This is a genomic window from Variovorax sp. SRS16, from assembly GCF_901827165.1.
In the GTDB taxonomy this organism is placed as follows: domain Bacteria; phylum Pseudomonadota; class Gammaproteobacteria; order Burkholderiales; family Burkholderiaceae_C; genus Variovorax.
In genome coordinates this window covers 2,464,672-2,476,299 of the sequence record NZ_LR594666.1, presented here as the reverse complement: position 1 = coordinate 2,476,299, position 11,628 = coordinate 2,464,672, and the positions used below count along the sequence as shown (strand labels likewise).

Annotated in this window: 9 protein-coding genes and 3 tRNA genes; 5 read left to right on the top strand and 7 right to left on the bottom strand. The window is 65.9% G+C overall.

What is annotated here, in order from left to right; genetic code table 11:
• Positions 1–32 precede the first annotated feature (32 nt).
• Positions 33–647 (top strand): YqhA family protein, encoded by a 615-nt coding sequence (locus tag E5P2_RS11985; protein ID WP_162567320.1) that lies wholly within the window; start codon positions 33–35, stop codon positions 645–647.
• A gap of 15 nt (positions 648–662) precedes the next feature.
• Here the strand turns inward: E5P2_RS11985 and fumC are convergent, their stop codons facing one another.
• On the bottom strand, positions 663–2,060 hold the full coding sequence (fumC, locus tag E5P2_RS11980) for a class II fumarate hydratase (RefSeq protein WP_162567318.1): 1,398 nt from the start codon (positions 2,058–2,060) through the stop codon (positions 663–665).
• Positions 2,061–2,282: 222 nt separating this feature from the next.
• On the opposite strand from fumC, the gene E5P2_RS11975 reads away from it, so the two are divergent.
• The 4 genes from E5P2_RS11975 to E5P2_RS11960 all read left to right on the top strand — a co-directional run bounded on the left by E5P2_RS11975 (position 2,283) and on the right by E5P2_RS11960 (position 6,497).
• Positions 2,283–3,260: a cupin-like domain-containing protein gene (locus tag E5P2_RS11975; RefSeq protein ID WP_162567316.1), complete on the top strand. Its 978-nt coding sequence runs from the start codon at positions 2,283–2,285 to the stop codon at positions 3,258–3,260.
• A gap of 62 nt (positions 3,261–3,322) precedes the next feature.
• On the top strand, positions 3,323–4,873 hold the full coding sequence (locus E5P2_RS11970) for a fumarate hydratase (protein WP_162567314.1): 1,551 nt from the start codon (positions 3,323–3,325) through the stop codon (positions 4,871–4,873).
• Entirely contained in the window at positions 4,870–5,727 is an 858-nt protein-coding gene (gene murI, locus E5P2_RS11965; RefSeq protein WP_232080673.1) for a glutamate racemase, read from the top strand. The genes E5P2_RS11970 and murI overlap by 4 nt, the downstream gene beginning before the upstream one ends.
• Positions 5,728–5,735: 8 nt before the next feature.
• Entirely contained in the window at positions 5,736–6,497 is a 762-nt protein-coding gene (locus E5P2_RS11960) for a hypothetical protein (protein WP_162567312.1), read from the top strand.
• 24 nt (positions 6,498–6,521) lie between these two features.
• Here E5P2_RS11960 and E5P2_RS11955 read toward each other — a convergent pair whose 3' ends face one another.
• The 6 genes from E5P2_RS11955 to lon form a co-directional block, all read right to left on the bottom strand.
• Positions 6,522–7,829: an MFS transporter gene (locus tag E5P2_RS11955; protein ID WP_162567310.1), complete on the bottom strand. Its 1,308-nt coding sequence runs from the start codon at positions 7,827–7,829 to the stop codon at positions 6,522–6,524.
• A gap of 167 nt (positions 7,830–7,996) precedes the next feature.
• Entirely contained in the window at positions 7,997–8,629 is a 633-nt protein-coding gene (locus E5P2_RS11950; RefSeq protein ID WP_162567308.1) for a DUF6806 family protein, read from the bottom strand.
• Positions 8,630–8,651: 22 nt separating this feature from the next.
• Positions 8,652–8,744: transfer RNA gene (locus E5P2_RS11945), tRNA-Leu, on the bottom strand.
• 86 nt (positions 8,745–8,830) lie between these two features.
• Positions 8,831–8,904, bottom strand: a tRNA-Cys gene (locus tag E5P2_RS11940).
• Between the two features lie 55 nt (positions 8,905–8,959).
• Positions 8,960–9,035 (bottom strand) — tRNA-Gly (locus tag E5P2_RS11935).
• A 54-nt stretch (positions 9,036–9,089) separates the two neighbouring features.
• Positions 9,090–11,531: an endopeptidase La gene (gene lon, locus E5P2_RS11930; RefSeq protein WP_162567306.1), complete on the bottom strand. Its 2,442-nt coding sequence runs from the start codon at positions 11,529–11,531 to the stop codon at positions 9,090–9,092.
• Positions 11,532–11,628 lie beyond the last annotated feature (97 nt).

The following is an 11,628-nucleotide window of genomic DNA, read 5'->3' as shown; positions in this document are numbered from 1 at the left end:
CGCTTCCCCTCGCCTGCCCAACCCACTTCCCAATGTCGAATCCCGATCCATTCGCCGTGATCAGCGGCAGGACCCAGCCGCTGCGGCCGCTGCCGAACCTGATCTTCGCCAGCCGCTGGCTGCAGCTGCCGCTGTACCTCGGCCTGATCGTCGCGCAGGCCGTGTACGTGGTGCACTTCCTGGTCGAGCTGGCCCACCTGGTACAGGCAGCGTTCGGCAGCAAGGGGGCGCTCGAAGCGCTGATCACCAGCATCGGCTACAAGACCACGGCACCGATCACCACGCTCAACGAGACGGTGATCATGCTGGTGGTGCTGGCGCTGATCGACGTGGTGATGATCTCCAACCTGCTGATCATGGTGATCGTCGGCGGCTACGAGACCTTCGTGAGCCGCATGGACCTCGAAGGCCACCGCGACCAGCCCGAATGGCTGAGCCACGTGAACGCCTCGGTGCTCAAGGTCAAGCTGGCGACGGCCATCATCGGCATCAGCTCGATCCACCTGCTGAAGACCTTCATCAACGCAGACAACTACACCGATCGCGTGCTGATCGCGCAGACCGCGATCCACATCGCCTTCCTGCTGTCGGCCATGGCCATTGCGGTCACGGACCGGCTGATGGCGAGGCCGCCCGACGCCCACTGAAGATGCACCGCGGGCTCAGCGTCCGGTCATCGCCTCCGGCACCACCCAGGCGTCGAACTGTTCCGCCGTGAGGTGCCCCGAGGCGATCGCGGCCTCGCGCAGGCTGGTGCCTTCCTTGTGCGCCTTCTTGGCAATGAAGGCCGCCTTGTCGTAGCCGATGTGCGTGTTGAGCGCGGTCACCAGCATCAGCGAGCGCTGCACCAGCTCTGCGATGCGCTCGCGGTTCGGCTCGATGCCGACCGCGCAGTGGTCGTTGAAGCTCGTCATGCCGTCGGCCAGCAGGCGCACGCTCTGCAGGAAGTTGTGCGCCACCATCGGGCGGAACACATTGAGCTCGAAGTTGCCGGAAGCGCCGCCGATGTTGATCGCGACGTCGTTGCCGAACACCTGCGCCGCCAGCATCGTGACGGCCTCGCTCTGGGTCGGATTGACCTTGCCCGGCATGATCGAGGAACCCGGCTCGTTCTCCGGGATGCTGAGCTCGCCGATGCCGCTGCGTGGGCCGCTGGCCAGCCAGCGCACGTCGTTGGCGATCTTGTTCATGCTGGCGGCCAGTGTCTTGAGCGCGCCATGCGCATGCACCAGCGCATCGACCGAAGCCATGGCCTCGAACTTGTTGGGCGCGGTGACGAAAGGCAGGCCGGTGAGCCGGGCCAGCTCGGCCGCGACCTGCTCGGCATAGCCCTTGGGCGCGTTGAGGCCGGTGCCCACCGCCGTGCCGCCGAGCGCGAGCTCGCACAGGTGCGGCAGCGCGGCGCGCACGTGCGCCTCGCCATGCGTCAGCTGCGCCGCATAGCCCGAGAATTCCTGGCCGAGCGTGAGGGGCGTTGCATCCTGCAGGTGCGTGCGGCCGATCTTGACGATGTCCGCGAAGTCTTTCGATTTCTTCTCGAGCGTGGCGCGCAACTTCGCGATCGCCGGCAGCAGCCGGTGGGTGATCGCATCGACCGCGGCCACGTGCATCGCGGTCGGGAAGACGTCGTTCGACGACTGGCTGCGGTTCACGTCGTCGTTGGGATGCACCCGCCGCGCTTCGCCGCGCTCGCCGCCCAGCAGCTCGCTCGCGCGGTTGGCCAGCACCTCGTTGACGTTCATGTTGGTCTGCGTGCCCGAGCCGGTCTGCCAGACCACCAGCGGGAACTCGCCGGAATGCTGGCCGGCGATGACCTCGTCGGCGGCCGCGACGATGGCCTTCGTCTTCTTGTCGTCCTGAAGCCCGAGTGCGTGATTCACCACGGCCGATGCCCGCTTGACCTGTGCCAGCGCCCGGATGATCTCGCGCGGTTGCTGTTCGCCCGAGATGTCGAAGTTTTGCAGCGAGCGTTGCGTCTGCGCGCCCCACAGTTTGTCGGCCGGCACCTCGATCGGGCCGAAGGTATCGCGCTCGACGCGGCTGTTCTGGGATGGGGTCATGGAAATGCTCCGCTGGCAACAAACAAAAGGGATGCGACGCTCGCACCAGGTGGTGGGCCAGTATCGCCGCAGCGGAAAACACCTCTCGCGACTCAGCGTTTTCCCTGATCCTGTGCCTTTCGACATAGATCAAAAACGTGACATTTAGTACTCTCTTTATGGGTCATCTTATTTATCATCGCAGACAAGGCTGGGCAGAAGACCCGGCGACCGGAGCGAGCGATGAAATTGGACGAAAACGCCACGGTGGCGATGGCACAGGCGCGCCCCACCTACCGTGTCTGGGCCGACGATGCCGAGGCGTTCACCACCCTGGCGATCGGTCGCCTTCACCACAACTTCCACGAACATCCGCTGCTGCAGCTCGACGAGCTCGAGCGGCTCGCCCATGATCTCGTGCCGTTGCGCCAATGCCGCTTCGTCAAGCCAGGCATCACCCAGGCATCGGACTTCCACCATGACCCCACGCATCCCGACGGGCTCGGCATCGACGAGGTGTTTCGCCGCATCCAGGAAGCGGGCTCCTGGGTCGCGCTCTACAACGTCGAATCGATTCCGCGCTACCAGGCACTGCTCACCGAGATCCTCGACACGGTCCGCCCCATGATCCGGCGCGATCAGGGCAGCACCTTCCTGGAGACCGGGTTCATCTTCATTTCGGCACCGCCCTCGGTGACCCCCTTCCACATCGATCGCGAGAACAATTTCTGGCTGCAGCTGCACGGGCGCAAGACCATGAACGTGTGGCCCCACACCGACCGAGACACCGTGGCGGCCGACGTCGTCGAGGACTACATCGTGGCCCACAACGCCTCGAAGGTGAAGTTCAAGGAAGAGCTGCGAGCGCGCAGCCACGAGTTCGACGTCGGGCCGGGCGATGGCGTGTATTTTCCGAGTACCTCCCCGCACACCACGCGCTCGGAGCGCGACTGGGTGCGGCCGGGCGACGGCGTCTCGGTGTCCTTCGGCGTCAATTTCTACACGGATGCGACGCGCCGCACCGCGCGCGTGCACCAGGTGAACCGTCTGTTGCGCAGGCGTCTGGGCATGGCGCCCACCTATCCCGGGATGTCGCGCCCGATCGATGCGCTGAAGGCGCCGCTGGGTCAGTTGATCGGCGTTTCGCGCCAGATGGCCAAGACCGTGCTGGCCCCGTTGCGCGGCCGCAGCGCGTTGCCGCCGCCGCCCGGCTCCTACTGACGGCGGCGCCCGAAGCCGGGCGCAGACGATAATTGGAGCGGCAAAACAACCGCTCCACGCCCATGACCACCATTCAACAGGCCGACCTGATCGAGTCGGTCGCAGCTGCGCTGCAGTACATCAGCTACTACCACCCGACCGACTACATCGCTCACCTGGCCAAAGCCTATGAACGCGAGCAGAGTCCCGCGGCCAAGGACGCGATGGCGCAGATCCTCACCAACAGCAAGATGAGCGCGACCGGGCACCGCCCGATCTGCCAGGACACCGGCATCGTCAACGTGTTCCTGAAGGTCGGCATGGACGTGCGCTGGGCCGGCTTCACCGGCAGCCTGGACGACGCCATCAACGAAGGCGTGCGCCGCGGCTACAACCATCCGGACAACACGCTGCGCGCGTCGGTCGTGGCCGATCCGCAGTTCGACCGCAAGAACACCAAGGACAATACGCCGGCCGTGATCTTCACCGAGATCGTGCCCGGCAACACCGTCGAGGTGACGGTCGCAGCCAAGGGCGGCGGCAGCGAGAACAAGAGCAAGCTGGTGATGCTGAACCCGGGCGACAGCGTGGTCGACTGGGTGCTCAAGACCGTGCCCACCATGGGCGCCGGCTGGTGCCCGCCGGGCATGCTGGGCATCGGCATCGGCGGCACGGCCGAGAAGGCCGCGCTGCTCGCCAAGGAAAGCCTGATGGACGACCTGGACATGCACGAGCTGCAGGCTAAGAAGGCATCGGGCGGCGAGCTGACGAAGGTCGAGGCCCTGCGCATCGAGCTCTACGAGAAGGTCAACGCGCTCGGCATCGGCGCGCAGGGGCTGGGCGGACTCTCGACCGTGCTCGACGTCAAGATCAAGATGTACCCGACGCATGCCGCCAGCAAGCCGGTGGCGATGATCCCGAACTGCGCCGCCACCCGGCATGCGCACTTCGTGCTCGACGGCTCGGGGCCGGTGTACCTCGAGGCGCCGTCGCTCGACCTCTGGCCCAAGATCGACTGGGCGCCCGACTACGACAAGAGCAAGCGCGTCGACCTCGACAAGCTCACCCCGGCCGAGGTCGCAAGCTGGAAGCCGGGCGACACGCTGCTGCTCAACGGCAAGATGCTCACCGGCCGCGACGCCGCGCACAAGCGCATCGCCGACATGCTCGCCAAGGGCGAGAAGCTGCCGGTGGACTTCACCCACCGCGTGATCTACTACGTCGGCCCGGTCGACCCGGTCAGGGACGAGGCCGTGGGCCCGGCCGGCCCGACCACCGCCACGCGCATGGACGGCTTCACCGAGATGATGCTCGCGCAGACCGGCCTGATCGCGATGATCGGCAAGGCCGAGCGCGGCCCGGTGGCGATCGAAGCGATCAAGACGCACAAGAGCGCCTACCTGATGGCGGTCGGCGGCGCGGCCTACCTCGTGAGCAAGGCGATCAAGACGGCCCGCGTGGTCGGCTTCGCGGACCTTGGCATGGAGGCGATCTACGAGTTCGACGTGGTCGACATGCCGGTCACGGTCGCGGTCGATGCCGGCGGCACCAGCGCGCACATCACCGGGCCGGCCGAGTGGCAAAAGCGCATCGCGAGCGGCGAATTCAAGACCATCACGCTGGAACCGGCTTGAGCATCGTGCCGATCGGCGGTCCGACGAACGCCGATCGGCCGATCGGCGTGTTCGACAGTGGCGTGGGCGGCCTGAGCGTGCTCAACGCGCTGCGGAGCGAACTGCCGTGCGAGCACTTCGTGTACTTCGCCGACACGGATCATGCGCCCTACGGTGAGCGCAGCGATGCCTACGTCACGCAGCGCAGCCTCGAGGTCACGCGCTACCTGCTCGAAGCGCATCGCATCAAGGCGCTGGTGGTCGCCTGCAACACGGCGACGGCCGCCGCGATCCATCGGCTGCGCGCCGATCACCCGAGTTTGCCGCTGATCGGAGTCGAACCCGCGCTCAAGCCGGCAGTGGCGATCAGCCGGACCGGGCGCATCGCCGTCATCGCGACGCGCGTGACGCTGGAGAGCCGCAAGTTCGAGGCGCTGCACGCATCGCTGGCCGGCCAGGCGCACTTCAGCATCGTGCCCTGCGATGGCCTCGCGGGTGCGATCGAGCGTTCCGACGCAGCGCAGATCGCGGCGCTGTGCGAACGGTATCTCGGCGCGGCAGGCCGCTTCGGCACCGAGCCGGGGCAGATCGACACGCTGGTGCTGGGCTGCACGCACTACCCTTTCATTGCCGACGCGCTGCGTCGCTGCACCGGCGACACGGTGCGCTTCATCGACACCGGCGCGCCGGTCGCGCAGCAGACGCGGCGGCTGCTCGCCGCGGGCCATCGCCTGAACGATGAAGGATCGGACGGCAGCGTGACGCTGGTCTGCAGCGGCGCGCCGGAATCGCTCGACGCCGCCGGCGCGCGCTGGCTCGACCGGCCGTTCCGCTGCGCCACGCGGGCATCCGCCCTCGTTCCGACTTCCGCGTGATCCATCGCATGCGCCGCCGCCTTTTCGTCGCCGGTCTTCTCGCCACCTTCTGCATCGCCGGCCATGCAGCCTGCGACACCGGCCTTGCAGAGCGCATGCATGCCAAGCTCCACCCCCAGCGACAGCTCGACCACGAACGCGCCGTGTGCGAGCCCTGGCGCGGCTTGCCGGGCCGGTTCATCGTGGTGCTGCCCTTGCCGCGGCCGTCATCGCGCCCCGACGCGAACGAATTCGATCTCGACGTGCTGGTCGTTCAGCAGGCCGACAATGGCAACACCGACCGGGCGAAGATCGTCAGCCGGCTCTTCGAGGAAGCGGCACTGACCGAAGACGCCGTGCGCATCAGCGCGATCAAGGTCGACACCGCGCGCTACGTGCTGGCGCCGGATGCGCGGGCTTTCGGGCTGCGCATCCTCCACCAGGGCTCGTCGCGCGACCATCCCTATTCGAACGAGACGCTCACGCTGTATCTGCCGCAGGGGCAGCGGCTCGTCAAGGTCCTGGACAAGTTCGAGACCGTCATGGAGCTGGGCGCATGGGACACCAGCTGCGAAGGCAATTTCGAGACCGTCCACAGCAGCCTTGCGCTCGCGCGCAGCACGAGCAACGGCCTGGCCGACCTGAACGTGCGCGAGACGCGCTCGGAGAGCCGCTCCATCCTGCAGGGCGAGGAATGCGTGACGCAGGACAGGCCGGCGAAATTCAAGTCGACGATGCTGCGCTACAACGGCAAGAGCTACCGCGCTTCCGGGAACGTCGCCGCGGATTGAGCGGTCGGCGGCGCGCCCTTCGGCTCAGGCATTCTCGCGGCGCAATGCCGCGGCGCGGCCTCGCTGCAGGTTGATCGGCAGCAGCAATGCGAGACCGCCGACAAACAGCACGCTGGTCGCGAGGATCGCGATGCGCTGGTTGCCGCCCGTCGCCCAAGTGATCGCGCCGTAGCTCAGCGGCCCGACGATGCTGGCCAGCCGGGTGGCGAAGGTCCAGAGCCCGAAGAACTCGGCGAGCTGCCGCGGCGGCGCCAGAACGCCCGTCATCGCTCGACCCGCCGACTGGCTCGAGCCCATGGCCAGCCCGGCGATCGTCGCAGCCCACCAGAAGCCGCCCTTGGTGCTGACCGATGCAGCAATCACGCACACGACGATCCAGGCCACCAGCGTGCCCGCCAGCGAGGGCTTGTGGCCGAGCCGGTCCTGCAGGTAGCCGAAGCCGAAGGCGCCCAGCGCTGCCGCGATGTTGAGAACGAAGATCAGCGTCATGGTCTCGCTGGCGACGAAGCCGATCACCTGCTCGGCATAGATCGCGGCCAGCGTGATTGCCACCGCCACGCCGCCCTGGTAGCAGACCGTGCAGGCCAGCAGCCACATGAAGTCGCGGTAGGCGCGCGCTTCGCGAAAAGTGGCACCGAGCTGCTGCCACGCGCCTTGCCGCCCGGCAGCAGCCTGCGGCACCGCGCGCTCGGGCAGCAGCGCAAAGGTGGCACAAGCCGCGACACCGTAGATCGCCGCGGTGATCAGCATAGTGACCGGCACGAAATGCGCAGCCGGCAGACCGCGGGCCTGCGCCCAGAGCACGTAAGCCAGGCAGAGGCCGAGCGCCAGCATGCCGCCGAGATAGCCGAACGCCCATCCCCAGCCGCTGACCTTGCCCATGCCTTCGGCCGTCGCGAGTTCGGGCAGGAAGGCGCCCGTCAGCGATTCGCCGTAGGAGTAGAAGGTGTTGGAGACGATGACCAGCGCCATCGCCAGTGCGACCGCAGACATGCCGCCGATATCGGACGTGAGTGCGAGCGCCGCGGTACCCGCGACGCAACCCGTCGTCGCCATCGCCAGCACGCGCTTCTTGGCCGCATGCAGATCGGCCCAGGCCCCGATGGCCGGCATCGTGAACATCACGATCGCGTACGAAATGCTGAGCGCCACCGTCCACGCGAAAGGCCCCCAGGGCGCACCCTTCGCAATGCCGCCGACGAAATAGGCAGCGAACACCGCCGTGATGACCACCGTGGTGTAGCCCGAGTTGGCGAAGTCGTACATGGCCCAGCCGAAGACCTCGCGCTTGCGCACGCCCGGCTGCAAAGCGGATTGGGGGAACAGGGCCACGCGACGTCTCCAGACAAGAACCGCCGCGAGCATAGCGGAGCACGAAGTCGACCCCGCGACATTCCAGCCACGCGCCGCGGAACTGGCTATGCCAGGCCGCAAGCGGGGTCCCCTCCTCGGGAGGTGGCGAATTACACGCAGCGAAGCGAAGTGAAAAGCCGGGAGGCTTAGTGAAGATGCCGGGGACGACGACCGCCGCCATGGCCGCCGCTGCCCGCACCGCCGGTGCCGCCGCGCGGGCGCTTGCCGATCTCGAGCGAATTCACCAGCGCGTCGAAGCGGTCTCCGAACAGCTTGTCGATCTCGGCGACCACGCCACCGAGCTCGGCGCCGTCGAAATGGCGCTCCATGAGGCTGACGACATCCTCGACCAGGAGGTCGCGCTGCACCTGCATGATCGCGGCCGGATTGGGGCCGACGAACAGCATCAGGAAATCGTCGCGCGATTCTTCGTCGGGGTCGCCCTCTTCCTCGTCGAAGTCGGTGTCGTAGAAGGTGACCTCGAGGGCCGCACCCTGCTCCGAGAGTTCGTTGAGTGCCATGCACATCTCGTCGAGCGCCTGACGGAAATCGTCGTCGCCGGCAACCGTCCAGCAGATCTGGAGCATGTGCTCCTTCTGCTCGAAGCGGATGCCGGGCTCTTCTTCGTAGACGCTGGTCGCGCCGTCGGCCAGCGACTTGGCGCCGGCATATTTCCAGAGCGGCCCGAGCGCCTCCTGGATCTGGTCGAAGCTCACGTCGGAACGCAGCGGCACGTCGCCATGCACGTGAATTTCAAACGGAGCGTTGTAGCGAGGCATGTCTTGCTCCCTTGTGATGTGGTGGTGCCCGGAACCGGGGTCGAACCGGTACGCCCCTTATGCAGGAAGCGGCGGATTTTAAGTCCGATGTGTCTACCAATTTCACCATCCGGGCGTCGGGTCGGATATCGACGATACCCCAAACAAAAGCAGCTCCGACAACGAAGGTTGGCGGAGCTGTTCGATGAGGGTCATGTAGGGTGGAGGCGCGACCCGGAGTCGAACCGGGCTAGACGGATTTGCAATCCGTTGCATAACCGCTTTGCTATCGCGCCACGCTGCTTTGAACTCGCGAAAAAAAGGGAAGCCTGAGCTTCCCTTTTTCAAAACTGGAGCGGGAAAAGAGTCTCGAACTCTCGACCTCAACCTTGGCAAGGTTGCGCTCTACCAACTGAGCTATTCCCGCGTTTCGAGCCTCGAATTATATAGCAGTTTTTCGGGCTCCCGCAACTCTCGATGCTCAATGTTTGACCGGTCCTTCGGCGGGTTGCGGCGCGCGCTGCTTGGCCAGCTCCGCGACCGCAGCCGCGGATGCGGCCACCTCTTCGTCGGACAGCGGCGTGGGCATTTTCTCGAGCGCGATCTCGAGCACCTTGTCGATCCACTTCACGGGGACGATCTCGAGGCCGTTCTTCACGTTCTCGGGAATGTCCTGCAGGTCCTTGGCATTCTCTTCGGGGATCAGCACGGTCTTGATGCCGCCGCGCAATGCAGCCAGCAGCTTCTCCTTCAGGCCGCCGATCGCCGTGACTTCGCCGCGCAAGGTGATCTCGCCGGTCATCGCCACGTCGCTGCGCACCGGGATGCCGGTGAGCGCCGACACGAAGGCCGTCGTCATCGCGGCGCCCGCGCTCGGGCCGTCCTTGGGCGTCGCGCCGTCGGGCACGTGAATGTGGATGTCGCGCTTCTCGAACACCTCGTCCTTGATGCCCAGGCGCCGTGCGCGGCTGCGCACCACCGTGCGTGCGGCCTCGACCGATTCCTTCATCACGTCGCCGAGCGAACCGGTGCGGCTGATCACGCCCTTGCCGGGCATCGTCACGGCTTCGATGGTCAGCAGGTCGCCACCGACTTCGGTCCATGCGAGGCCGACCACCTGGCCCACCTGGTTCTGCTTTTCGGCCAGGCCGAAGCTGTACTTGCGCACGCCGAGGAAGTCGTTGAGGTTGGCACCATCGACGGTCACCTTGGGTTCCATCTTCTTGAGCAGCAGGCCCTTGACCACCTTGCGGCAGATCTTGGACAGCTCGCGCTCGAGCGAGCGCACGCCGGCTTCGCGCGTGTAGTAGCGCACGATGTCGCGCACCGCCGCTTCGGTGATGAGCAGCTCTTCTTCCTTCACGCCGTTGTTCTTCATCTGCTTGGGCAGCAGGTACTTCAGCGCGATGTGGGTCTTCTCGTCCTCGGTGTAGCCCGCGAGACGGATGACTTCCATCCGGTCGAGCAGCGCCGGCGGGATGTTCATCGAGTTCGAGGTGGCGACGAACATCACGTCGCTGAGGTCGAAGTCGACCTCGACGTAATGGTCGCCGAAGGTGTGGTTCTGTTCCGGATCGAGCACTTCGAGCAGCGCGCTAGACGGGTCGCCGCGGAAATCGGTGCCCAGCTTGTCGATCTCGTCGAGCAGGAACAGCGGATTGCGCGTGCCGACCTTGTTGAGGCTCTGCAGCACCTTGCCCGGCAGCGCGCCGATGTAGGTGCGGCGGTGGCCGCGGATCTCGGCCTCGTCACGCATGCCGCCCAGCGCCATGCGCGTGTACTTGCGGCCGGTCGCCTTGGCGATCGACTGCCCGAGCGAGGTCTTGCCGACACCCGGAGGCCCGACCAGGCACAGGATCGGCGCCTTCACCTTGTCGACGCGTTGCTGAACCGCGAGGTATTCGAGGATCCGGTCCTTGACCTTCTCGAGGCCATAGTGGTCCTCGTTGAGCACTGCCTCGGCATTCGCGAGGTCGTGCTTGATCTTGGTCTTCTTGCTCCACGGCAGGCCGATGAGCACGTCGAGGTAGTTGCGCACCACCGTGGCCTCGGCCGACATCGGCGACATCAGCTTGAGCTTCTTGAGTTCGCCCTCGGCCTTCTTGAGCGCTTCCTTGGGCATCTTGGCGAGCTTGATCTTTTTCTCGATCTCCTCGATGTCCGCGCCCTCCTCGCCTTCGCCGAGTTCCTTCTGGATCGCCTTGACCTGCTCGTTGAGGTAGAAGTCGCGCTGGTTCTTCTCCATCTGGCGCTTCACGCGGCCGCGGATCTTCTTGTCGACGTTGAGGATGTCGACCTCGCGTTCGAGCTGGCCGAACAGGTTCTCCAGGCGTGCCTTGATGTCGTCCAGGTCGAGCACCGCCTGCTTGTTGTCGAGCTTGAGCGGCAGGTGCGCCGCGATGGTGTCCGCGAGCCGGCCCGGATCGTCGATGCTGGAGATCGAGGTCAGGATCTCGGGCGGGATCTTCTTGTTGAGCTTGACGTACTGGTCGAACTGCTGCATCACGGCACGGCGCAGGGCTTCGATCTCGGTGCCCTTCTGGGCTGCGGCGTCGACGATCTCGACCGGCGTCACGTTGGCCGAGAAATGGGTCTCGCCGTCGTCGATGCGGTTGACGCGCGCGCGCTGCTGGCCTTCGACCAGCACCTTCACGGTGCCGTCGGGCAGCTTCAGCATCTGCAGGATCGTGGAGATGCAGCCGACCTCGAACATGTCCTCGACCGAGGGCTCATCCTTGGCAGCGGCCTTTTGTGCCACCAGCATGATGCGGCGCTCCGCTTCCATCGCGAGTTCGAGCGCCTTGATGCTCTTTGGGCGGCCCACGAACAGCGGAATGACCATGTGGGGGAACACGACCACATCGCGCAGCGGAAGCAGCGGCAGATCGAGTTCGTCGGCAGGCAGGGGGGTATGACCGGACATGGAAATCCTTTACTTGATCATGGAAAGATGGTCGGCCGCGCGCGCTTTTCAAGCCCGCGGGCACGGTATTCGCCGAAGACGCCGGACGCCCGGAGGG